Source organism: Rhodococcus kronopolitis, from assembly GCF_042654025.1.
GTDB lineage: Bacteria > Actinomycetota > Actinomycetes > Mycobacteriales > Mycobacteriaceae > Rhodococcus_G > Rhodococcus_G kronopolitis.
The window spans coordinates 122,396-143,723 of record NZ_JBHSFO010000003.1 but is presented as its reverse complement, the minus strand read 5'-3'; the positions used below and the strand labels follow the sequence as shown (position 1 = coordinate 143,723).

24 protein-coding genes and 1 riboswitch are annotated in these 21,328 nt (G+C 71.1%); of the genes, 13 read left to right on the top strand and 11 right to left on the bottom strand.

Annotation, left to right across the window (positions count from 1 at the left end; genetic code table 11):
* Positions 1-19 precede the first annotated feature (19 nt).
* The gene (locus ACFO6S_RS07260; RefSeq protein ID WP_378415500.1) at positions 20-214 is read left to right on the top strand and encodes a hypothetical protein; all 195 of its coding nucleotides are present in this window, start codon (positions 20-22) and stop codon (positions 212-214) included.
* Between the two features lie 72 nt (positions 215-286).
* On the opposite strand, the gene ACFO6S_RS07255 is transcribed toward ACFO6S_RS07260, so the two are convergent.
* From ACFO6S_RS07255 to ACFO6S_RS07240, 4 genes are all read right to left on the bottom strand, one after another.
* Positions 287-940 carry a transglycosylase family protein gene (locus tag ACFO6S_RS07255; RefSeq protein ID WP_378415498.1) on the bottom strand — a complete coding sequence of 218 codons (654 nt, stop codon included), beginning with the start codon at positions 938-940 and terminating at the stop codon, positions 287-289.
* 4 nt (positions 941-944) lie between these two features.
* Positions 945-1,124: riboswitch (cyclic di-AMP (ydaO/yuaA leader) on the bottom strand.
* Between the two features lie 213 nt (positions 1,125-1,337).
* Complete coding sequence (locus ACFO6S_RS07250; protein WP_378415496.1) at positions 1,338-2,612, bottom strand: glycosyltransferase 87 family protein; 1,275 nt, start codon at positions 2,610-2,612, stop codon at positions 1,338-1,340.
* Complete coding sequence (locus ACFO6S_RS07245; RefSeq protein WP_378415493.1) at positions 2,609-3,016, bottom strand: YccF domain-containing protein; 408 nt, start codon at positions 3,014-3,016, stop codon at positions 2,609-2,611. The genes ACFO6S_RS07250 and ACFO6S_RS07245 overlap by 4 nt, the downstream gene beginning before the upstream one ends.
* A gap of 2 nt (positions 3,017-3,018) precedes the next feature.
* The gene (locus ACFO6S_RS07240) at positions 3,019-3,240 is read right to left on the bottom strand and encodes a hypothetical protein (RefSeq protein WP_378415491.1); all 222 of its coding nucleotides are present in this window, start codon (positions 3,238-3,240) and stop codon (positions 3,019-3,021) included.
* Positions 3,241-3,361: 121 nt separating this feature from the next.
* Here ACFO6S_RS07240 and ACFO6S_RS07235 point away from each other — a divergent pair, with 121 nt between their 5' ends.
* Positions 3,362-3,775 (top strand): cold-shock protein, encoded by a 414-nt coding sequence (locus ACFO6S_RS07235; protein ID WP_378416106.1) that lies wholly within the window; start codon positions 3,362-3,364, stop codon positions 3,773-3,775.
* On the opposite strand, the gene ACFO6S_RS07230 is transcribed toward ACFO6S_RS07235, so the two are convergent.
* Genes ACFO6S_RS07230 through ACFO6S_RS07220 form a run of 3 tightly spaced genes read right to left on the bottom strand, consistent with a single transcriptional unit; the run spans position 3,772 to position 6,764 of the window.
* Positions 3,772-4,239, bottom strand: coding sequence for a DUF2771 family protein (locus tag ACFO6S_RS07230; RefSeq protein WP_378415489.1), 468 nt, complete (start codon positions 4,237-4,239; stop codon positions 3,772-3,774). The two genes, ACFO6S_RS07235 and ACFO6S_RS07230, sit on opposite strands and share 4 nt — an antisense overlap.
* 23 nt (positions 4,240-4,262) lie before the next feature.
* Complete coding sequence (locus ACFO6S_RS07225) at positions 4,263-5,918, bottom strand: MFS transporter (protein WP_378415487.1); 1,656 nt, start codon at positions 5,916-5,918, stop codon at positions 4,263-4,265.
* 57 nt (positions 5,919-5,975) lie between these two features.
* A complete protein-coding gene (locus ACFO6S_RS07220; protein ID WP_378415485.1) occupies positions 5,976-6,764 on the bottom strand; it encodes a glutaminyl-peptide cyclotransferase in 789 nt (262 codons plus the stop codon).
* A gap of 51 nt (positions 6,765-6,815) precedes the next feature.
* On the opposite strand from ACFO6S_RS07220, the gene ACFO6S_RS07215 reads away from it, so the two are divergent.
* From ACFO6S_RS07215 to ACFO6S_RS07200, 4 genes are all read left to right on the top strand, one after another.
* Positions 6,816-7,619, top strand: a complete 804-nt coding sequence (locus ACFO6S_RS07215) for a DUF3027 domain-containing protein (protein WP_378415483.1) — start codon at positions 6,816-6,818, stop codon at positions 7,617-7,619.
* Positions 7,616-10,366, top strand: coding sequence for a sacsin N-terminal ATP-binding-like domain-containing protein (locus ACFO6S_RS07210; RefSeq protein WP_378416104.1), 2,751 nt, complete (start codon positions 7,616-7,618; stop codon positions 10,364-10,366). Before ACFO6S_RS07215 ends, ACFO6S_RS07210 begins: the two co-directional genes overlap by 4 nt.
* Before the next feature lie 99 nt (positions 10,367-10,465).
* Positions 10,466-11,029 carry a phosphatase PAP2 family protein gene (locus ACFO6S_RS07205; RefSeq protein ID WP_378415481.1) on the top strand — a complete coding sequence of 188 codons (564 nt, stop codon included), beginning with the start codon at positions 10,466-10,468 and terminating at the stop codon, positions 11,027-11,029.
* 46 nt (positions 11,030-11,075) lie between these two features.
* Complete coding sequence (locus tag ACFO6S_RS07200) at positions 11,076-13,097, top strand: YhgE/Pip domain-containing protein (RefSeq protein ID WP_378415479.1); 2,022 nt, start codon at positions 11,076-11,078, stop codon at positions 13,095-13,097.
* A gap of 31 nt (positions 13,098-13,128) precedes the next feature.
* Here ACFO6S_RS07200 and ACFO6S_RS07195 read toward each other — a convergent pair whose 3' ends face one another.
* On the bottom strand, positions 13,129-13,377 hold the full coding sequence (locus tag ACFO6S_RS07195) for a DUF2530 domain-containing protein (RefSeq protein WP_378415477.1): 249 nt from the start codon (positions 13,375-13,377) through the stop codon (positions 13,129-13,131).
* 85 nt (positions 13,378-13,462) lie between these two features.
* Here ACFO6S_RS07195 and ACFO6S_RS07190 point away from each other — a divergent pair, with 85 nt between their 5' ends.
* Genes ACFO6S_RS07190 through ACFO6S_RS07175 form a run of 4 tightly spaced genes read left to right on the top strand, consistent with a single transcriptional unit; the run spans position 13,463 to position 16,506 of the window.
* Complete coding sequence (locus tag ACFO6S_RS07190; RefSeq protein ID WP_378415476.1) at positions 13,463-14,917, top strand: NCS2 family permease; 1,455 nt, start codon at positions 13,463-13,465, stop codon at positions 14,915-14,917.
* 32 nt (positions 14,918-14,949) lie between these two features.
* Complete coding sequence (locus ACFO6S_RS07185) at positions 14,950-15,381, top strand: MarR family winged helix-turn-helix transcriptional regulator (protein WP_378415474.1); 432 nt, start codon at positions 14,950-14,952, stop codon at positions 15,379-15,381.
* Between the two features lie 46 nt (positions 15,382-15,427).
* Entirely contained in the window at positions 15,428-16,234 is an 807-nt protein-coding gene (locus tag ACFO6S_RS07180; protein WP_378415472.1) for a TrmH family RNA methyltransferase, read from the top strand.
* A complete protein-coding gene (locus ACFO6S_RS07175) occupies positions 16,231-16,506 on the top strand; it encodes a DUF2537 domain-containing protein (RefSeq protein ID WP_378415470.1) in 276 nt (91 codons plus the stop codon). The genes ACFO6S_RS07180 and ACFO6S_RS07175 overlap by 4 nt, the downstream gene beginning before the upstream one ends.
* On the opposite strand, the gene ACFO6S_RS07170 is transcribed toward ACFO6S_RS07175, so the two are convergent.
* Positions 16,486-17,229, bottom strand: a complete 744-nt coding sequence (locus ACFO6S_RS07170; RefSeq protein WP_378415469.1) for a DUF6928 family protein — start codon at positions 17,227-17,229, stop codon at positions 16,486-16,488. The genes ACFO6S_RS07175 and ACFO6S_RS07170 overlap by 21 nt on opposite strands.
* 135 nt (positions 17,230-17,364) lie before the next feature.
* Positions 17,365-18,261 carry a septation protein SepH gene (gene sepH / locus ACFO6S_RS07165; RefSeq protein WP_378415467.1) on the bottom strand — a complete coding sequence of 299 codons (897 nt, stop codon included), beginning with the start codon at positions 18,259-18,261 and terminating at the stop codon, positions 17,365-17,367.
* Positions 18,262-18,531: 270 nt separating this feature from the next.
* Between sepH and ACFO6S_RS07160 the strand changes: the two genes are divergently transcribed.
* From ACFO6S_RS07160 to ACFO6S_RS07150, 3 genes are all read left to right on the top strand, one after another.
* Positions 18,532-19,050 (top strand): nucleoside deaminase, encoded by a 519-nt coding sequence (locus ACFO6S_RS07160; RefSeq protein WP_378415465.1) that lies wholly within the window; start codon positions 18,532-18,534, stop codon positions 19,048-19,050.
* Between the two features lie 12 nt (positions 19,051-19,062).
* Positions 19,063-19,452: a RidA family protein gene (locus ACFO6S_RS07155; protein WP_378415463.1), complete on the top strand. Its 390-nt coding sequence runs from the start codon at positions 19,063-19,065 to the stop codon at positions 19,450-19,452.
* A gap of 125 nt (positions 19,453-19,577) precedes the next feature.
* On the top strand, positions 19,578-20,102 hold the full coding sequence (locus tag ACFO6S_RS07150; protein ID WP_378415461.1) for a hypothetical protein: 525 nt from the start codon (positions 19,578-19,580) through the stop codon (positions 20,100-20,102).
* Positions 20,103-20,177: 75 nt separating this feature from the next.
* Here the strand turns inward: ACFO6S_RS07150 and serC are convergent, their stop codons facing one another.
* Positions 20,178-21,305: a phosphoserine transaminase gene (gene serC / locus ACFO6S_RS07145; protein ID WP_378415459.1), complete on the bottom strand. Its 1,128-nt coding sequence runs from the start codon at positions 21,303-21,305 to the stop codon at positions 20,178-20,180.
* Positions 21,306-21,328: the final 23 nt, after the last annotated feature.

Sequence of the window (21,328 nt, the reverse complement as noted above, 5' to 3'; positions counted from 1 at the left end):
CTCCTGTCAAAATGACCTCGTGGCTAACAATTCGAGCAAGCGATACGTTGATCCAGGCTGGCCGGCGGCGGAGATCCAGGACGGCGACCATGCCGTCACGGAGCTCTCGTCGACCCGTTCCGGGGGGCTCTCCCCGTTCGGAGAGGACACCGAGTTCCCGCTCCCGGTCTCGGAACTGCCCTACACCCACCCGCACACCGTCGTGAACCGCTGACGGCGACACCGAAGACCGAGAAGGGCCCCGCACCGTGAGGTGCGGGGCCCTTCTTCGCGTGAGGGGGTGTGGCTACTTCGGCAGCAGGTCCGCGCCGGCGGCGACGAGCTGGGCGATCTGCGGGTCGACGGTCAGGCCCTTGGTCTTGGCATCCTTGAAGATGGCCTCGACCTGCGGGTCGAGCACGATGCCGTGCGCCTTGGCCGTGGCCAGGATGCTGTCGAGGCTCTCGAACACGGCGGTGGTGGCCGGGTCGGTCTGCGCCGGGGTGACGACGGCGGCCGGGGCGGCGACGGGCGCCGGGGCAGCCTTGACGGTGACGGTCTTGGCGGCCGGAGCGGTGCGGACGGTGGCGCCGCTGTTCAGGCCGAGGCTCGAGGAGCAGGACGGCCATGCGCCCCAGCCCTGGTTGGCGAGCACCTTCTCGGCGACCGCGATCTGCTGTTCGCGGCTGGCCTGGTTGGCGGTCGCGGCGTACTGGCCGCCACCGTGGGCGTTCCAGGTGCTCGGGGAGAACTGGAGTCCGCCGTGGTAGCCGTTGCCGGTGTTGATGCCCCAGTTGCCGCCGGCCTCACACTGCGCGAGCCGGTCCCAGTCGGAGTCGGGTGCCGCGGTGGCCGGGGCTGCGAAAGCCACACCGGCCGCTCCGAGGACCGCGCCGGTGACGACAACCTTGGCGGCGGTACGACGGGTGTTGGTCTGTTTGCGGTGACGTCCAGCGGTCATGAAAGCATCCTCTCCTCACGCGCCTGCGAGGTCAGCTGTCGGGTTCGGGCTGAGAGGTCGCCCGGCCTCGCCGCTCCTGGATTGGTGCGGGTCTGGCTTCACCCCAAGAAGGACGCTTGCGCATCCTCCGGTGTCCGCTGGGGACATTGGGTCCCCCGTCCTCGTCCCTGGGTAATTCCGTTGGAATCTGGTCCGCTGGACGAGGTTTGGCGCGGCGGACCTGATCTGGCCGAACTTCCGGCCGCTGCTGACCGTACGTGGATCACGCCAGTGCGTCATCTGTTACGAAACGCGGCGGGACTTCGGTGTTTTGGCCATTAATTCGCCCGTTCGTGCAGGTCATCGGCTCGCTGCGGTTCCGAGACCCTCCCGTGATTTGGTCGTTATGTGAGATAGATCACAGAATTTCCCGGGTCTGACCTGCGGGTTCTGTGGCGGGGACGCGCCGGAACGTGACAACCACGGCGATGGCGACCGCGACGAACGTGAGCGGGTAGACCGCCGCGAAGAGCGGTGCCAGCGCCGGGGAGGTCGGAATCATGAACAGTCCCACCGCGTACACGCCGTCGTCGAACCGGTGATTCCAGCTCAGCAGCGGCAGCGCGAGCAGCACCGGCAGCAGCCAGTCGACCGCCCGGCCACGGCGCACCGCCCGGTCCACGGCGAGGACCAGCAGGGGCACGAACCACACCCAGTGGTGGCCCCACGAGAACGGGGACACCGCGCTGCTCGTCAAGCCGCACAGGGTGATCGAGAGCAGGGCTTGCCCGTGCCGGTGGGCGAGGTAGGACGCCCCGAGGCCGAGCACCGTCAGTGCCGCCGCCAGGGCCAGCCACAGCAGGCGCGGTGGCTCGTCGACGTGCAGCCAGCGTGCCAGCACCCCGGCGGCGGACTGGTTGGCAGGCCAGGCCGTCTCGCCGATCCGGGTGGAGTGCACGATCACGCCGGTCCAGTAGTCCCAGGAGTCGGAGAAGATCACCACGAACCCGACGGCGATCGTCGCCAGCAGGGTCCCGACCGCGACGGTCGCCGCGCGCCACTGTCGGGTGATCGCAAGCTGTACCAGGAACAGTCCCGGCGTCAGCTTGATCCCGGTGGCGATGCCGACGCCGAAGCCCCGCAGCCGGCTGCCCTCCGGGCGGCCCAGGTCCCAGACGACCAGCAGCATCAGCAGCAGATTGATCTGGCCGAGCCAGATGGTGGTGCGGACCGGCTCGAGCCAGCTGAAGATCACCGTGAGCAGGGCGCTCACCACGTACAGGTGCCGACCCGTCCGGTAGCCGAGTTGCCGCCAGCACAGCAGCACCACCAGGTAGAGGGCGACGAAGTTGGCGAGGTAGCCGAGCAGGCTCGCCAGGTTGGCACTGGCGGCGCTGAGCGGCGCGAACAGCACCGCGGAGAACGGCGGGTAGGTGAACCACATGCCGCCGTGCAGCGCATGGTCGTAGAGGCCCTGCGGCCCGAGCACGGTGGCGCCGCCGCTGCGGTACACCAGCAGGTCCAGCCCGTTGCTGAACAGGCCCCAGAGGGGGTAGCCGAGCGGGACCAGGCGGTCGTGCGCAACGACGACCGCCAAGGCGAGCGCGGCCAGGACACCGGTGAACAGCGGCGAGCGGGGGAGCGTCCGCCCCGCCTCCGGTGTGAAACTGGGTGCGGGTGCGGGAGCGGTCATGCCGGGGCGCCGCCCTGCTGGACGCCGACCGCGCCCACGTCGACGATCTCCTTGCCCAGTGGCATCAGCGAGATCGGCACCATCTTCAGGTTGGCGACGGCCAGCGGGATGCCGATGATCGTGATGGCCATCGCGATCGCGCTGACGATGTGCCCGATGGCAAGCCAGATGCCGGCCACCAGCAGCCAGATCACGTTGCCGATCAGCGAGCCCAGCCCGGAGGTCGGCTTGGCGACCACCGTCTTGCCGAACGGCCAGAGCGCGTACACCCCGATCCGGAACGACGCGATGCCGAACGGGATGGTGATGATGAGGATGCAGCAGATCACCCCGGCCACGAAGTACCCCAGGGCCAGCCACAGTCCGCCGAAGAGCAGCCAGATGATGTTCAGAAGGATCCGCATGGTCATTCTCCCTCTCGGACGCGACGCCCGGACCGCAGTGCGAAGACGATGGCGAGCACCAGCCCGACCGGGCAGGCGATCGCGGTGAGGTACAGCGACAGCGGCGGCTCGTGACCGAGCGCGAAGACGACGTACGCCGCGATCACCGCGATCACTCCGACGAAGAAGAGGACGAGCGCGACACGCAGGAGTGCGGTGTCGCGGGAGGACGATTGACTGGCCACAGTCCAACGGTATCGCCTGTCAACCGCAAAGTTGCCCGCGGGCGCGCGGGGTAGACTGCGCGCGTCGCGTCCCGCATCCGTGGGGCGCGTTCCTTTATATGTGGATGAGCAGGTGAACGCAGTGCCTACCGGCAAGGTGAAGTGGTACGACGCGGAGAAGGGCTTCGGGTTCCTCGCCCAGGACTCGGGCGAGGACGTCTACGTCCGGTCCGACGCGCTGCCCGAGGGCGTGGAGGCCCTGAAGCCGGGTCAGCGGGTGGAGTTCGGGATGGCCTCCGGCCGCCGGGGGCCGCAGGCGCTGAGCGTGACCGTGCTCGCCCCGGCGCCCACCGTGCGACAGGGCGGCGGTACCCGCCGGGACGATTCCGCCCGCAAGCACAGCCCCGACGAGCTGCACGGGATGGTCGAGGACATGATCACCCTGCTCGAGGCCAAGGTGCAGCCGGACCTGCGCCGGGGCAAGTACCCCGACCGCAAGACCGCGCAGCGGATCTCCGAGGTCGTGCGCGCCGTCGCGCGAGAGCTCGACGCCTAGTAGGTCTGGATCGCCCACACCGGGGCGAGGCCGCCGTTGGTCGGGAGCTGGATGATCACGCCGAGGATCTGCTCGTTCTCGCCGGACGGCACCGTCACGGCCGACGCCTCGCCCGGTGTGTAGTCGCGGAACCCGCTGAACACCTCGCCGGTCTCGGGGTTGCCGATCTGCACGTTCAGTCGCCAGTCGGAGCCCGAGACGTCCTTGGGCAGCGACAGCTGCAGCGGCTGGCCCTCAGGCACGCTCAGCGTCGCGACCTCGAGCCCCGCGCACGCGAGGTCGGCGTCGCACACGCCTGCCTGGGCTTCGACGGTCTCGTAGTGCGCGTACGCGGTGACCGTCGGCAGGGTCTCCGGGGCGTTCTTGACCAGCACGGTGACCACGGCGGCGAGGCCGCCGGCGACCACCAGTGCGGCCACCGAGAGTGCCGCAATGGTCTTCTTCGTCCGGGCTTGCAGAGTCATTGGGTTCCGTTTCTGGTTGGTCGTCAGTCGGTGGTCGAGATCGGCTTGGCGATCTCCTGGTTGGCCACGTCGGGGCGTTTACCGCCGAGCCCGGGGAACAGCGACGAACCACGGTAGCTGAGGACGGTCTGGGCCAGGCCGAGGGCCAGCACGACCGAGACCACGCTGAACCCGATCCAGAACTGCGTGGGCAGCAGGATCCCGAGCGCGCCGCCGACCACCCAGCTCAGCTGCAGCACCGTCTCCGAGCGGCCGAAGCCCGATGCGATCGACTCCTCCGGCAGGTCGTCCTGCAGGGACGCGTCCAGCGAGACCTTCGCCAGCGCACTGGCGCCCGACGCGACCAGCGCGGCCAGTGCGGCGGTGAGCAGGCTGTCGGTGAGCGCGACGAGGATCGCGACGGCGGTGACCGCGGCGGTGCACCGCAGCACCACCACGGTGGGTCGGCCGAGCTTGATCCGGGCACCGGCCGCGTTGCCGGCGAAGTTGCCGATGCCGGCGGCGGCGCCGACCAGTCCGAGCATCGCGGCCTGCTCGAGCGGTTCGTGCCCGGTCCGGGACTTGGCGACGAACGCGATGTAGAGGGTGAGGAAGCCGGTCATCACGCGGATGGTGCTGTTGCCCCAGAGCCCGGTGATGACGGTGCGGCCCAGCGGTTGTCGGCGCTTGCTGGCCTTGACCGTCGTCTTGCGGTCCGGCCCGATCACCTCGGTGTCCGCGTTGTCCCCGTGGTAGGTCAGGGTGGCCGGCACCTCGCCCTCGGTGACCTCCACCCAGGCCGGGATGCGCATGCTCAGGTAGGCGCCGAGCGCGGTGATGATCGCGGTGAACCACAGCACCCCGGTCGAGCCGGTGGCGATGGCGATCAGTCCGGCCAGCGCGCCGGCCCCGATGGTGCCGCCGATCAGGCCGAACACTGTCAGCCGGGAGTTCACCCGCACCAGGTCGATCTCCGGCGGCAGGACCCGCGGTGTCACCGCGCTCTTGAGCACCGAGAACGACTTGCTGAGCACCAGCATCCCCAGCGCGGCCGGGTACAGCGCCCAACTGTCGAAGTTGAAGACCAGCAGCACCGCGAGCACCGTGCGCAGCGCGAAGGAGGCCGCCAACGCCACCCGCCGGCCGTGCTGGAGGCGGTCGAGCATCGGACCGATCAGTGGGGCGACCACCGCGAACGGCGCGATCGTGATCAGCAGGTACAACGCGACCTTGGTCTTGTCCTCGCCGGTCGCCGCCGAGAAGAACAGCGTGTTCGCCAGGGCGACCGCGACCGTGGCATCGGTGGCGAAGTTCGCCATCACCGCGTACGTCAGGGCGGTGAGCCCGGACTTGTCGGCGCCGTCGGCCTTGGCGGCGCGATGGAAGGTGGCGATGCCACGGTTCGTCAGCTCCCGGCTGCGCATCGCGGCCACCCGGGTGATGGTGAGCTTTCGCGGGATCGGCGGCGGCTTCGGTGCGCCTGCCGCCGGCTTCCGGACCGCCTCGGTGGGCTTGTCGTCGGCTCGGCCCCGCTCGACACGGTCCCGGTCGACCGGGTGCAGCGGCGGCAGCGGCCTACGGCGCCCGGACACCCGTGCCGTCGGTGGGTAGTTGGCGAACCCGGGGTGCTCCTCCGGCCGGCCGTGCTCGCCGGTCGGCAGGTCCCCGTCGGGGTTGTGGGGCGGGCGAGGTCCGGTCACGTTTCAATTCTGTCCTAGAACACCGCCGGTGGGCCACGCGCCCCGCGGGTGTGCGCGTCACGGCACGAACCGCACCTCGAACATGTGCGGGAAGAACTTGCCGGTGACCAGGAACCGGTCGGTGCCGGGCAGCTGCGCGATGCCGTTGAGCACGTCCGCGGACCGGCGTTCGTCCTCGGTGAGCAGGCCGGCGGCGTCGATCACGGCGGTGACACGCCCGGTCTCCGGGTCGATCCGCACGATCTCGTCGGTCTGCCACACGTTGGCGTACACGCTTCCGTCGCTGGCACATTCGAGCTCGTTGAGCATCGACTGCGGCGCGCCGTCCCGGGTGACCGGCACCGACCCGCGGGCGTCGAAGCTGACCGGGTCGCGGAAGGTCAGGGTGTCGGTGCCGTCGCTCATCACCAGTCGGTCGGGCTGCGCGCACAGTCCCCAGCCCTCGCCGTCGTAGCGCACGCGCAGGCGTTCGGCGAGGGTGTCCTTCTCGTGCGCGACGGCGATGCCGTCCCGCCAGGTGAGCTGCCAGACGGTGTCGCCCGCGACCGTGACGCCCTCGCCGAACAGCGGCGCGGGCAGCGGCACCCGGACACGTTCGACGCCGGTGTCGAGGTCGCGTGCGCTGAGGTACGACCGGCCGCTCAGCCCGGTGCCCTCGAGCAGTTCGTCGCCTGCGATCTCGAGCCCCTGGGTGAACGCGGTGGGGTCGTGCGGCAGGGTCCGCAGCACCTCCACCCGGAGCCGTTCGACGCCGTCGGTCGCCGTCGGCGAGGGGTCCGCGGCGCAGCCGGACAGGGCCAGGACGGCCGCCGCAAGGGCGGCGGAGAGGGGACGGTGCCGGGTCATGGGGACAGCATGTCAGCCCGACCTGCTCCTGATTTGCTGCGATACGGCAAAATGGACGCCGTGAGTCCCCAGCCTGCCCCCGAGCTTGCCCCCGTGCGCCCCGTTCTGGCCGAAGCCGTCGAGCTGGCCCGTGCGGCCCTGGTCGAACTCGGCGAGGGTGAGGTCGGGGCACATCTCGGCGTCACGTTCGAGGACGAGAGCGCCGCGACCCACCGATTCGACGCCCGGCTGCCGGGGTACCGCGGCTGGCAGTGGGCGGTGGTGCTGGCCGCCGTGCCGGACTCCGACCACGTCACCGTGAGCGAGTTGGCCCTGCTCCCAGGGCCGGACGCGTTGATCGCGCCGGACTGGCTGCCGTGGGACGAGCGGATCCGCGCCGGTGACCTCACGCCCGGCGGCCTGCTGCCGCCGCGCGTCGACGACGTCCGGCTGGTGCCGGGCTACGTGGCGACCGGTGATCCGGTGGTCGACGACCTGGCCCTCGAGGTGGGGCTCGGCCGCAAGCAGGTGCTGAGCCTGGAGGGCCGTCTGGAGGCCGCCGAACGGTGGCGCACCGGTGAGTACGGCCCGGACTCCGAGATGGCCAAGGCCGCGCCGTCCACCTGTGAGATGTGCGGGTTCTACCTGCCGCTGGCCGGTTCGCTGCGGGTGGCGTTCGGGGTGTGCGGCAACGAGCTGGCCGCGGACGGACACGTGGTGTACGCCGAGTACGGCTGCGGCGCCCACTCGGACACCGAACTTCCGACCGGTGCCGGTAGCGCGCAGTTCGAGGCCTACGACGACGGCGCGGTGGAGGTCGTGGCCCTGCCGGCGCCCGTGGTCGTCGTCGAGGAAGACCCGGCATCGACGGACTGACGGCGGGCGACCCCCTCGGCGCGGACGCGCTGCGGGCGGCCGCACTGCTGGCGTGGACCTCCTCGCCGACCAGGCTCAGGGAGGACGCGGCCACCGAGTCCGACCTGGTCAGCGCCGGCTATCGCGACCGCCTGCTCACCGAACTCGCGCAGAATGCCGCGGACGCCGCGGCGCGGGCCGGGGTTCCCGGTCGGCTGCGGGTCTGGCTCGACGGTGCGCGGCTGCGGGTGGCGAACGTCGGTTCGGCGCTCGACGCGACCGGGCTGCAGGCACTTTCGGCATTGCGAGTCTCGGGCAAGACCGATCCGGCCGTCGGTGTCGGCCGCTTCGGTGTCGGCTTCACCGCGGTACTGGCGGTGGCCGAGGAGATCGAGCTGCGTTCGACCGCGGGATCGGTGCTGTTCTCCGCGTCCCGCACCCGGGCGGAGCTCGACGCCGCCGGCCTCGCGGCGCCCGCCGTCGGGGTTCCGGTACTCCGGTTGCCGTGGCCCACGGATGAGCAGCCCGTCGCCGGGTACGACACCGAGGTGGTGCTGACGCTGCGGCCGGAGGTCGACGGTCCGGGCCTGGTTGCCCGGCTGGCCGACGAGGCCGCCGACCTGTTGTTGGAACTTCCTGCGCTGGAGACGATCTGGGTTGACGTCCGGGAGTTCTCCCGGTCCGAACGGGACCTGGGCGACGGGCTCGTCGAGGTGACGGTGGGCGAACGCACCTGGTGGCAGTTCGCCACCGCGGCCGCGCGCTGGCTGGTCCCGGTCGAGGGCGGCCGGGTCCGGCCCGTCGGCGCCGACGTGTTGCGCGCACCCACCCGCTCCGACGAGGAGCTGTCGCTGCCCGCGATCCTGATCGCGCAGACCACACTGCAGCCGGACCGGCGCCGCCTGCTGCCCGGTGTGACCGTCGCCCACCTCGTCGAGGGATATGCAGACTTCGTTGCCGCGCTGCCGGTTTCGCAGCGGTTGGCGATGGTGCCGGTGCCCGGGTTCGCCCGTGGCGAGGTGGACGCGGTGTTGCGCGAGTCGCTGCTGCGCGAGCTCACCACCCATCGGTGGCTGGCCGGCGTCACGGGCGAGCTGCTGGCACCGACGTCCGCGTCCGTGCTGCCGGGGCTGTCCGAGGAGCTGGCCGAGCTGCTGGGCGAGGTGGTGCCCGGATTGCTGGTCGCCGAGCTGTCCGGCCCGCGCGGTGCGCAGGCGCTGTCCGCGGCGGGCGTGCACCGGATCGGCCTGGCCCGCCTGGCCGAGCAGCTGTCCGGGATCCACCGGGAGCCGGACTGGTGGGGCCGGCTGTACGCCGCGCTGGACCCGCTCGTGGTGGACTCGGTCGCGGTGGAGGAACTGGCCGCGATCCCGGTGCCGCTGGCCGACGGCCGGACGGTGACCGGTCCGCGCACGGTGGTGCTCGGCCACGACCTCGGCCTGGACGTGCGCGGCGTCGACTGGGTCCGGCTGGTGCACCCCGCCGCCGCCGATCCGCTGCTGGCCCGGCTCGGGGCGAGCGCCGCGGGCGCGCTGGAGGTCCTCACCGACCCGGCGCTGCGCGCGGCCATCGAGGACACCGACTACGAGGACGCCTTCGCCGCAACGGAACTCGCGGATGCGGTGCTCTCACTCGCGGCGACCGCCGCCGGTCAGGGGACGCTGCCGGGCTGGCTTGGCGAACTGCTGCTGCCCGACTCGGACGGCGCGCTGCACGGCGCGGACGAACTGCTGCTGCCCGGCGCTCCGCTGGCCGCGGTGCTGGCCGACGACGCTCCGTTCGCCACGGTCGCGGCGGATCTGGTCGAGCGGCACGGCGCGCCCGCGTTGACGGCGATCGGCGTGGGTTGGGGATTCACGGTGCTGCGCGCGGAGCTGCCGACCGGTCCCGACCAGGACCTCGACGACGAGGCCGCCTGGTGGGCGACGCTCACCGACGACCCGGAGGAGCTGCTCGCGGTCCGCGACCTGGACCTGGTCGCCGAGGCGGCGTGGCCGGCGGCGCTGAGCCTGCTGGCCGCCGAGCCCGCCACCCGGGCACTGCTCGCGGACCGGGACGGCTACACGGCCTGGTGGCTGCGGCGGCACGCGCGGGTCGATGGCGTCCCGCTCGGCGCGCTGCGCTCGCCCGACGACCGCACCTACGAGGGACTGCTGGACGTGCTCGACCACCCGGATGCCGCCGCGCTGAGCGGGGCGTTGGCGGCGGACCGGGTGGACTCGGTGGCGACGGCGGCCCTGCTGCTCGACCGGCTGGCCGATCCGGAGCGGGCCCCCGGCCCGGCCGTGGTGATCCGCGTGCACCGGTTGCTGGCGTCGGCGACGGCGTCGGGAGCCCTCGACCTGGACGCCCTCTCGCCGCCGACCGGGGTGCGCGCGATGTCGGGGGCGGTGGCCGATCCTGCGGACGCGGTGGTGCTGGACCGGGAGTGGTTCGCGGCCGCGATCCCGCTCGACCGCCTGGTGGTCGGCGACCTGGCCGATGCCGAGGCGCTGGCCGAGTTGCTGGACCTGCCGCTCGCGTCGGAGGCCGTGCAGGCGGAGGTGCTCGGCGCGGGGCGCGTCAGCACCTGGGACCGGGAGCCCGACGCGGTGCTCGCCCACGTCGCGACCGGCCTGCCGCTGCCGGAGGGCTCGGTGGTGGTGCACGAGCGACTCACCGTCCGGTTGAGCGGCGCGGTCCAGGCCGACGTCGAGGTGCCCCGTTGGGTCGACCGGGATGCGGTGGCGCACTGGAACACCCGCGGCGTGACGCCGGGCGGTCGCTAGCCGTTCGTCGGAGCTGCCACCTCTCCCTGCCGAACCGTGCGGCGAATCGGCGCGGTTCGGGAGTCGGGTGGTGTCCGGCCGCGATGCCATGATCATCGGATGGACCTCGACGAGAGAGTGCTCGGCTGGATGCTGGACGTGCGGACGCCCTGGCTGACCGACGTCTTCCTGGTCGTCACGAATCTCGGCGGGACCGTGGCGTCGTGGGCGATCGCGGCGGCTGTCACCGTCGCGCTGCTGGTACGCAGGCGTCCGGCGCTGGCGGTCATGGTGTCCGGCGCGATGCTCACCGGCCTGCTGGCGATGTCCGGACTCAAACTGGTCGTCGGCCGGGCGCGGCCGCCGTTCCCCGAGCGATTGGTGGACGAGACGACGCACTCCTTCCCCTCCGGGCACGCCATGATGTCGGCGATCCTGGTCTGCGTGGTCGCGGTGGTGATCGTGCGGGTCGCCGACCGCAGGTGGCGTACCCCCTGGGTGTTCGTGCTGCTGGCAGCGTGGACACTGACGATCGGACTCTCCCGCGTGTACCTGGCCGCGCACTGGCTCACCGACGTCCTCGCCGGGTGGGCGCTCGGTGCGCTCTGGGCGGCGCTGTGGGCGTGGGGGCTCGTCCGATTCGACCGAAAGCCGTCCGGGGCCACCCCGAGTTCTCTACCATGACCGTCTTGGACGTGTGTCCAGCACTTTTCTCAGGAAGGGCCCCCACATGGAGCCAGGAGCCGCCGCCGTCGAGACGGGCGCCGCGCCGCGACGGATGCATCTGACCCGACTGGCTCTCGCCGCGTTGGTGATCGCGCCGCTGGCGTTGCTGGGGTTCTACATGTGGGCGCTCTGGGATCCGGGCGACACGGTCAACCGTCTGCCGGTCGCCATCGTCAACTCCGACGCAGGCGCGGACCTGGACGGTACCCGCCTCGACGCGGGCGCCGAGGTCGAGTCGGCGCTGCTCGACGGCGGCGACGTCAACTGGCAGGCCGTCAGCCTCGAGGAGGCCAAGGCGGGCGTCGAGGACGGCCGCTACTACTTCTCGGTGGTGATCCCCGAGGACTTCAGCGCGGACATCGCCAGCGCGGCCAGCGGCAACGGCAGCAAGGCGACGCTCGACGTGGTCTACAACGACCACAACAGCCTGGTGGCGGGCCCGGTCGGCGAGTCGGTCATGGCGCAGGTGCGCTCGGCCATCTCGGAGTCCATCGGTGAGCAGTCCGTCGACCAGGTGCTGGTCGGGCTCGGCGACGTCGGCAAGGGCCTCGACGAGGCCGCCGCCGGCGCCCGTCAGCTCTCGGACGGCACGGGCGAGGCCCTGGACGGCGTCACCCAGCTCTCCGACGGCAGCGTCGAGCTGTCGAACGGCCTGCACGAGGCGTACGCGGGCAGCGGTGAGCTGGCCGACGGCACCGGTCAGCTGGCAGCAGGCGCCGGGGAGGCGTCGGCGGGGTCCGCCGAGCTCGCCGACGGAATGTCGCAGCTGGTCGCAGGCACGGACCAGCTCGGCGCCGGTGCGACCCAGATCAGCGAGGTGATCGACACCGTCGTCACGCCGTTGCTCGACGCCGCGCTCGCGGCGGGCCTGCCGACCGGCGAGGAGGACATCGCCGGTCAGCTGCAGCAGCTGCGCGACGGGGCCAAGCAGCTCGCCCACGAGCTCTCCGATCCCAACGCCGAGTACCGCGGGGGCCTCGAGTCCGCCGCGGCGGGCTCGAAGGAACTGAACACCGGGCTCGGCGAACTCGCCGCCGGCGCCAACGAACTCAACGCCGGTGCCCAGGAACTGAACTCCGGTCTCGGCCAGCTCGACGCGGGCGGCACCGAGCTCAGCGCCGGTCTCGGCCAGCTCAAGGACGGCGTCGGCCAGCTGGACGCGGGCAGCGCCCAACTGGCGGCCGGTCTCGCCGACGGCGCCAAGCAGGTTCCGCACTTCACGCCGGACGAGCGGGCGAAAACGGCCGGACTGATGTCGGCGCCGGTCGCGGTCGCCGAGGACAACCTGTTCGTGGCGGCGGGCTTCGGGCCCGGTGCGGTGCCGGTCGTGATGTCGGTGCTGATGTTCCTCGTCGGCATCCTGACCTGGTTCGTGGCCCGGCCGCGCGGCGGTCGACGGCCTGCGGAGGACGAGGACGAGAGCGTCGTGCGCGGGGGACTGCGCCGCTACCGGATGCCCGCCGCGGTCACCCTCGTCGCCGCGCTGGTGCTGTCGGTGGTCTCGCTGACGGTCGCCAAGGCCGATCCGCCGAGCGTGCTCGCGCTGGTCGCGGTGATGATCGTGATCGGTGCCGCCGCGGTGGCGCTGGGCCGGGTGTTCACGGTGGTCCTGGGGGCGGTCAACGGCACGTTCGTCGCGCTGGGTGCCCTGATGATCCAGATCTTCGCGTTCGGCGGTGTGTACCCGATCGAGCAGATGCCGGCACCGATTCGGTTGCTGCACGACCTGATGCCGCTGACCTACGCCCGCAACGCGCTGCGGATGGTGCTGGCCGGGTACTACGGACCGCGGTTCTGGCTGGCGGTCGCGGTGCTCCTGGGTGTCGTCGTGGCGTCCGTCGCGTTCACCATCTGGTGGCGGCGGCGGCTGCGCTCGGAGGATGTCGCACCCGGCGACGGCGCCCCGAGCGATTTCACCCCCGGCGGGGCGAGCGACGAGTACGCGAACCAGGACGAGGTGTACCCCGGCGAGTCGGGCGGTCGGGACGGCGAGACCGAGGTCATCTACCCGGTCCCGGTGCGCTGACCGCCGGCCGTCCCGGCCGGGAGGCCTACGACTAGCCCAGGCCGCGCTGCGCGACCTTGCTGCCGCGCCGCGCGGCCTGGCGCTGGGCCAGGAAGAGCGTGAAACCGAGCACACCGACGGCGAGGCCCGCGTAACAGATCGGCAGGGCCTCGCTCCACCGGTCGCCGGCGAGTAGCACTGTGGCCGTAGCGACGAGCCACGCCAGCGCCCCGATCGCCACCACCGGACGGGGGTCGGTGAGCCGTTTCGGGACGAGCGGATCGTTGCGAGTCTCGGTCACCGAAATCACGCTACCTGCCGACGTTGCAATAACCTCCCTGGTGCGACGCGCACGCGCACCTTCGGCGACTGGAACAGGAACGGCCATGGCAGGCAACTCGAGGCTCCTCGACAACTACTTCAAGATCACGGAACGCGGCTCCACGATCGGCACCGAGGTTCGCGGTGGTCTCGTCACCTTCGTGGCCATGGCGTACATCGTGGTCCTGAACCCGCTGATCCTCGGCAGCTTCTCCGCCGACGACGCGGCCGCCAAGACCGACGTGCTCGGCAACATCCTCCCGATCACCCAGGTGGCCGCGGTGACGGCGCTGGTGGCGGGCGTGATGAGCATCGCGTTCGGCATCATCGCCAACTACCCGTTCGGCATCGCCGCGGGCCTGGGCATCAACGCCCTGCTCGCCGTTACGATCGCGCCGCAGGTCACCTGGCCGGAGGCCATGGGCCTGGTGGTGATTGACGGCATCATCATCGTGGTCCTCACCCTCTCGGGCTTCCGGACCGCGGTGTTCAACGCCGTGCCCGACGAACTCAAGTCCGCCATCGTCGCGGGCATCGGCATGTTCATCGCCTTCATCGGATTCGTCGACGCCGGCTTCGTGCGCCGGATCCCGGACGAGGCGGGCACCTCCGTCCCGGTCGGGCTGGGCATCGGCGGCTCGATCTCGTCCTGGCCGACGGTGATCTTCGCGTTCGGGGTGCTGCTGATGGGTGTCCTGGTGGCGCGCAAGGTCCGCGGCGGCCTGCTCATCGGCATCGTGGTCACCACCGTGCTGGCCGCGATCGTCGAGGCGGTCGCGAACGTCGGACCGTCCAAGGGCGTGAACCCCAGCGGCTGGAACCTCAGCGTGCCTGCCATGCCCGACGTCCTCGCGCAGCTGCCGGACCTGAGCCTGGTCGGCGACGTCAACCTGGTCGGCGCGTTCACTCGGATCGGATTCCTGGCCGCCAGCCTGTTGGTGTTCACCCTGGTGCTGGCCAACTTCTTCGACGCCATGGGCACCATGACGGGCCTGGGCAAGGAGGCCAGCCTCGCCGACGAGCACGGCAACCTGCCGGGTATCAGCAAGGCCTTCGTCGTGGAAGGTGCCGGCGCGATCGTCGGCGGTGGTGCGTCGGCGTCGTCGAACACGGTGTTCGTCGAGTCGGCGTCGGGCATCGCCGAGGGCGCCCGGACCGGACTGGCGAACGTGGTGACCGGACTGCTGTTCCTTGGCGCGATGTTCCTGACGCCGCTGTACGCCGTTGTGCCCATCGAGGCGGCCGCACCGGCGCTCGTGGTGGTCGGCGCGATGATGATCGGTCAGATCCGCGACATCGACTTCGGCAAGTTCGCGGTGGCGTTGCCGGCCTTCCTCACCATCGTCGTCATGCCCTTCACCTACTCGATCGCCAACGGCATCGGCGTCGGCTTCGTCGCGTGGGTTGTCATCCACGCCGCGAGCGGCAAGGCCAAGCAGGTGCACCCGTTGATGTGGGTGGTCGCGGCCCTGTTCCTGGCCTATTTTGCGGTCGGCCCGATCACCGACGCAATTACCTGAAACAGCTGTCACGAGTGCCGTATTCTCCGGAGGTGACCATGGATACACGGGACCTTGCCGGCGATTTGTCCCTGGCAGTTGTGCGACTTGCCCGCCATCTGCGGGGCCGACGGGCCGACTCCCAGGTCTCGTTGACTCAGCTCTCTGCGCTGTCCAGCCTCTCCGAGCACGGGCCGATGACGCCGGGCGGGCTGGCGTCCCGGGAACGGGTCCAGCCGCCGTCGATGACCCGGGTGATCGCCTCCCTCGCGGACGCCGGCCTGGTGAGTCGGGCGCCGCACCCGACCGACGGTCGGCAGATCATCGTCTCGCTCACCGACTCCGGATGCGCGTTGCTCTCCGACGAGAGCAGCGCCAGGGAGAAGTGGATGACGGCGCGGCTGACGGAGCTGGACCCGCAGCAGCGGGACCTGCTGCGGCAGTCGGTGGCGATCATCGGCACCATCGTCAACACCATCGAGTAGCGGAGGCCGCTCGGCCGGCGTTCGGTGGTGCGGCAAGATGGTGCGAGTGGTACACGTTATCGACATCGACGACCCGGCCGATCCCAGGCTGGACGACTTCCGCGACCTCAACTCCTCGGACCGGCGTCCGGACCTGCCGGAGGGCAAGGGGCTGGTGATCGCCGAGGGGGTGCTGGTCGCGCAGCGGCTGCTCTCCTCGCGTTTCCCCCCGATCAGCCTGCTCGGCGTGGACCGGCGGCTCACCGAGCTGTCCGCGGACCTCGACGGCGTGGACGTGCCGTTCTACCGGACCACGGCCGAGGTGATGGCCGAGGTGGTCGGGTTCCACCTCAACCGCGGGGTGCTCGCCGCCGCGCACCGGGCGCCGGAACTGGACCTGCACGAGGTGCTCGAGGGGGCCCGCACCGTCGCGGTGCTCGAGGGCGTCAACGACCACGAGAACATCGGGTCGATGTTCCGCAATGCGGCCGGCCTCGGGGTGGATGCCGTGCTGTTCGGGGACCGGTGTGCTGACCCGCTGTACCGGCGCGCGGTGCGGGTGTCGATGGGGCACGTGCTGCGGGTGCCGTTCGCCAGGGTCCCGGAATGGCCCCGTGGGCTGCACGTGCTGCGGGACAAGGGTTTTCAGATCATCTCGTTGACGCCGAACCCGTCCGCGGTGACCCTGGCGGAGGCGATGACCGGGGACCGGGTGGCGCTGCTGCTCGGCGCCGAGGGGCCGGGGCTGTCCGAGTACACGATGCGGAACACCGACGTCCGGGCCCGGATCCCGATGGCGCCGGGGACCGATTCTCTGAACGTGGCGACGGCGGCCGCGATGGCGTTCTACGAACGGGTGAGGACCGGCGGGTGAGCGGTCCCGCCGCGGACACCACGCCCTGGGCCACCGGGCTGGTGGTGGCGGGGTTTGCGGCCGCCGTCGTCGCGGTCGCGGTGATCGCCTGCGGCGGCGCGATGATCGCGGTGCACCCGCTGCTGGCGGTCGTGGTGAACCTGGTGGTAGCGGCCGGGGTGGCGCCGACCCTGTGGGAGTGGCGCGCTGCGCCGGTCTGGCGCTGGCTGGTGGTCGGTGCGGTGGCAGGCGTCGCGGTCGGCTGGCTGGGGTTAGTGGCCGGCGCTCGCTGAGTGCCGCCGGAGCCAGCCGCGCAGCCCGCGCTCGCCGGGGCGGGCCGCGCCGAGCGGGGGACGGGCCGGCCCGGACGGCGGTTCCTCGCCCTCGGGGTAGACGGCGAACCCGCACAGCCCGATCGCACTCGGGTCGAGCTCGCGGTCACGGACCGGCGGGGTGTAGCGGTAGCCCAGCCACTCGGCGTTCGCCGCCTCCGCGAACTCGCAGGGGTCGAACGGCAGGGACTGCGGATCGGGCAGCGCACCGGCGGGGAAGGCCAGCGGGTGCTCGCCCGCCCAGTACGACCGTTCCCACAGCAGCGGCAGGCCGAGGTTCTCGTAGATGTTGACGGGCGTGGCGCTGAACGAGCGCCGCAGCTCGCCGCGCTCCCAGTACGCGAACGAGGCCCAGGACTGCTCGGGGTCCGCGCACACGAGGTAGGTCTTCTCGGAAGCCAGTGGCCGCGTCCAGGACTCGGCCAGGGTCGACGGCTTGTGGACCGCGAGGTTCGACCCGCACACCACGGTCAGGTCGGGAAAGCTGCCGACGAACACCTCGCCCGGCTCCACGCCGGTGGAGGCGGCCAGCGTGCCGGACCGCAGCGGGGCGACGTTCGTCCGGGGGTAGAGGGCGCCGACCAGTGCCTGGGCGGCGTCGGCGTCGGATTCGGGTCGAGCGCGCAGCACCGCCGCCGGGTCTGGGGCGTCGACGTACCAGATCGTTGATATTTTTCCCCGCACGCCCCGTACCTGCCTTTCGGTCCCGTTGCTAGCAGCGTACGACGGACGGTGCCGAAAAACGGGGTGCCGCACCCGGGGCGTCGGGCGGGGTCGGCCCACGGGCGCTCGGGCCTCCCCGGGCTCGCGGTGGGGCCGTCAGCCGCGGCCGCTGCTCCTGATGCCGAGCAGCACGTCGTCCCAGGACGGCAGCGAGGGCCTGCCCTTCTTGTCCCGTCCGCTCTGGTGTTGCGGGGCGACCTTGGGCAGGGCCTCGTCGGCGGTCGACGGCGACGTCGGTGCCTCGTCCGGCTCCGGCTCCGGCTCCTCGTCGTACTCGTCGGCGGTGAACTCGACCGCGTCCGAACCCGACTCGGTCACGACCTCGGGCTCCGGGACCGTCTCCGGCTCCTCGTCGGGGACGGTGTCCTCGAACGAGACCTCGTACACCGGTGCCAGGCTGCGCAGCGGGCGCCCGAAGTCGGGGTCGAGCAGGTCGGTCGCCGCCACGTCCAGGGCAACGATGGTGCCGCCGTGCGCGTCGAGCTGGAACTGCCAGTGCGCCGCGTTGCGGGTGCGCCCGGCCTGCCACTGCAGCTGTGCCACCCAGTGGCCGTCCTCGCCGCGCCAGGCGTCCCAGTCCGCGTCGTCGAGGTTGTGCCCGCGGGCCCGGAAGGCCAGGGCGACGATCTCGGCGAGCGTCTGCACGGTCGGCCCGTTCTCGCGGATCGGGTGGCCGCGCTGCGCGCGCTGTGCGGCCAGGGCGCGCTCGAGCAGCACGGGATGGGCGAAGCGTTCGACCTTCTTGAGGGAGACCCCGGCGTCGGCGGCGACCTGTTCGATGGTCGCGCCCGCGCGGATCCGGGCCTGGATGTCCCGGGGGCGCAGCTGACTTTCGGTCTCGATCTCGATCTGGCCGAACCGCGCGATGTCGCCGCGCGCGGCCGCCCTCAGCTTGTCGTCGGCCGGGAGTCGGAAGCGTTCACCGCTCTCGGTGTCGGCACACACGACATGTGTACCTCCGGGCTCGAGTCCGATCACTCGAAGCTCTCGCACCATGACCTCCTCATCGCGCCGCTCGCGATACTCCGCGGATGGGACTGTAATCGACTCGTGATTCGCGACGCGCAGGACACGCCCATAAGCCGGTGTCGGGACCTGGTTACCGGCGCGCTATTCTCACCGGTTCCCTCTCGGTCCGCCGCCGTCGGGAATATGCTCGGAGAAGGGCTTTCGGGCGCACCGTGCGATCTCGGCACGACGACAACACCCTCGTGCTCAGCCGGACCGTCCCGACGGCCGAAGCGTCCTCCAGGGAGGTCTGGCATGCCGAGAACAGAAGGTGTCGAGCCCGAAGTCGTTGACGAGATAGACGACGTCGACCGGGCGCATCTGCGTCGCGCGATCGCGCTGGCGGCCGAGACCGGTGAAGCAGGCAACCGGCCGTTCGGTGCGGTGGCGGTCGGGGCGGACGGCACCGTGATCAGCGAGGGCGCCAACTCGGTCGCCACCTCCGGCGACGTCACCGAGCACGCCGAACTCGACGCCATCACCACCGCGTGCGCCGAGGGCAACGGCAGTCGACTGGACGGGGCGACCGTCTACGCGAGCGGCGAGCCCTGCCCGATGTGCAGCGCGGCGATGGTGTGGGCCGGGGTCAGTCGGGTGGTCTTCGGCGCGGCGGCGGCGCAGTACGCCGGGCTGCTCGGCGGCGGACCGCATTTCGCGTTGAGCTGTGCGGACGTGGTCGGATCGGCGCACGACGGCACCGGTGTCAGCGGACCGCACCTGAGCGACGAGGCGCTGGTTCCCTTCCTGCGCTTCGCTGCGTCCGGACTGCCCTGACACAATCACGGGATGTCGAATCGAAACAACATCTCGTCCGGCTCCGACTGGGAGTCGAAGATCGGTTACTCACGCGCCGTGCGGATCGGCCAGCAGGTGTCCGTGTCCGGTACCACCGCCTCCGGCCCTGACGGCGCAGTCGGCGGCGACAGCCTCGCGGAGCAGACCCGGGAGGCCCTGCGCCGCATCGTGGCCGCGCTCGAGGAGGCCGGCGCAGGCGCGTCGGACGTCATCCGTACCCGCATGTACCTGACCGACATGAGCCGCTGGGAGGAGGCCGGCCTCGCGCACGGTGAGGTCTTCGGGGAGATCCGCCCCGCGACCACGATCCTCGAGGTCAGTGCACTCATCGCCCCCGACCTGCTCATCGAGATCGAGGCCGACGCGATCATCGCCGGGTAGCCCGACGTAGCCGTTGACTCCGGCGGTACGCATGCATATGTTTAGCCTGTCCTAATTTAGGGCGGGCTAAACATGTGTGTGGGCACTCTTTGGATGCCGCACCGATCGAAAGGGACAACTGCCTCGTGGCTACCTCAATGAAGCGGCACCTGGCCGCCGTCGGCGCCGTCGGCGGACTCTCCGTTCTCGGCATGATCGCCACCCCGGCGGTCGGTTCCGCCGCCGTCACCAGCGCCGCGACCGTCACCGCGAACGCGGGCGAGGGCACCATCTCCATCGCGATGACCGGCCTGAACACCACCAAGGCATTCGTCAAGTGCGAGGGCACCGTCTACGCGGGCGACGCCACCGTCCTCGACAAGACCACGAAGGTCGGCGAGAGCTTCCTCGTCGAGGGCGCGAAGATGGTTGCCGGCCAGATCCTGGTCGACGCGTCGGGAACCGGCACCTCGAAGACCTTCGCGGACGGCGAGTACCAGGTCCGCACCAAGTGCAAGGAAGAGGGCGACACCGACTACCAGGACCCGATCGCGGCGGTCAAGGTCACCGTGACCGGCGGCAAGGACGCGTCCGCCGGCGGTTCCGCAGACAACCCGCTGGGCTTCGTCCAGGGCCTGCTCGCAGGCGTGCTGGGAAGCTTCGGCAGCTAGTACCCACGGATACGACTGCAGCCCCCGACCTTTCGAGGTCGGGGGCTGCAGTCGTCAGTGCTCGGGCGGGTGAGCTCAGCCCAGCTGCGAGACGACCCAGTCGATGCTCTTGGTCAGCTGGGTGATGTCCTCGGGGTCGATGGCCGGGAACATGCCCACGCGCAGCTGGTTGCGGCCCAGCTTGCGGTACGGCTCGGTGTCGACGATCCCGTTGGCGCGCAGGATCTTCGCGACCTCGGCGGCGTCCACCTTGTCGTCGAAGTCGATGGTGCCGACGACCTGCGAGCGGTGCGCCGGATCGGCGACGAACGGGGTCGCGTACTCGCTGGCCTCGGCCCAGTTGTACAGGCGCGAGGAGGAGTCGGCGGTGCGCTTGGTGGTCCAGTCCAGGCCGCCGTTGCCGTTCATCCACTCGATCTGGTCGGCGAACATCAGCAGGGTGGCCAGGGCCGGGGTGTTGTAGGTCTGGTCCTTGGAGCTGTTGTCCACCGCGATGGGCAGCGAGAGGAACTCGGGGGTCCAGCGGTTCGACGCCTTGATCTCGGCGACGCGCTCGAGCGCGGCCGGGCTCATCAGCGCCACCCACAGGCCGCCGTCGGCCGCGAAGCACTTCTGCGGGGCGAAGTAGTAGACGTCCGCGTCGGCCATGTCGACGGGCAGGCCGCCGGCGCCGGAGGTGGCGTCGATGGCGATGAGGGCGTTCTCCGAGCCCGCCGGGCGGGAGACGGGGATCGCGACACCGGTGGAGGTCTCGTTGTGCGCCCACCCGATGAGGTCGACGGACGGGTCGGAGACCGGCACGGGGGCGCTGCCCGGCTCGGACGAGACGACGATCGGGTCACCGATGAACGGGTTGCCCTTGGCGACCGAGGCGAACTTGGAGCTGAACTCGCCGTTGGTCAGGTGCAGCGACTTCTCGCGGATCAGGCCGAACGCGGCGGCGTCCCAGAACGCGGTGGTGCCGCCGTTGCCGAGGACCACCTCGTAGCCCTCGGGCAGCGAGAACAGGTCGGCCAGGCCGGACCGGACGCGGCCGACGACGTTCTTGACCGGCTTCTGGCGGTGGCTCGTGCCGAACACCGAGGCCCCGACGTCGACCAGGGACTGCAGCTGCTCGGGGCGCACCTTCGAGGGCCCGCAGCCGAAACGGCCGTCGGCGGGCTTGAGGTCCGCGGGGATGATCGGTGCAGTTGCGTCAGCCATTGGTCAATGTGTCCTAAGCGTTG

Excerpts from the sequence above, each read along its gene's own strand:
- ACFO6S_RS07205 (WP_378415481.1), top strand. The coding sequence starts at position 10,466 with ATGGACCTCGACGAGAGAGTGCTCGGCTGGATGCTGGACGTGCGGACG.
- ACFO6S_RS07245 (WP_378415493.1), bottom strand. The coding sequence starts at position 3,016 with ATGCGGATCCTTCTGAACATCATCTGGCTGCTCTTCGGCGGACTGTGG.
- serC (WP_378415459.1), bottom strand. The coding sequence starts at position 21,305 with ATGGCTGACGCAACTGCACCGATCATCCCCGCGGACCTCAAGCCCGCC.
- ACFO6S_RS07250 (WP_378415496.1), bottom strand. The coding sequence starts at position 2,612 with ATGACCGCTCCCGCACCCGCACCCAGTTTCACACCGGAGGCGGGGCGG.
- ACFO6S_RS07190 (WP_378415476.1), top strand. The coding sequence starts at position 13,463 with ATGGCAGGCAACTCGAGGCTCCTCGACAACTACTTCAAGATCACGGAA.
- ACFO6S_RS07160 (WP_378415465.1), top strand. The coding sequence starts at position 18,532 with ATGCCGAGAACAGAAGGTGTCGAGCCCGAAGTCGTTGACGAGATAGAC.
- ACFO6S_RS07255 (WP_378415498.1), bottom strand. The coding sequence starts at position 940 with ATGACCGCTGGACGTCACCGCAAACAGACCAACACCCGTCGTACCGCC.
- ACFO6S_RS07215 (WP_378415483.1), top strand. The coding sequence starts at position 6,816 with ATGGACGCCGTGAGTCCCCAGCCTGCCCCCGAGCTTGCCCCCGTGCGC.
- ACFO6S_RS07155 (WP_378415463.1), top strand. The coding sequence starts at position 19,063 with ATGTCGAATCGAAACAACATCTCGTCCGGCTCCGACTGGGAGTCGAAG.
- ACFO6S_RS07230 (WP_378415489.1), bottom strand. The coding sequence starts at position 4,239 with ATGACTCTGCAAGCCCGGACGAAGAAGACCATTGCGGCACTCTCGGTG.
- ACFO6S_RS07200 (WP_378415479.1), top strand. The coding sequence starts at position 11,076 with ATGGAGCCAGGAGCCGCCGCCGTCGAGACGGGCGCCGCGCCGCGACGG.
- ACFO6S_RS07220 (WP_378415485.1), bottom strand. The coding sequence starts at position 6,764 with ATGACCCGGCACCGTCCCCTCTCCGCCGCCCTTGCGGCGGCCGTCCTG.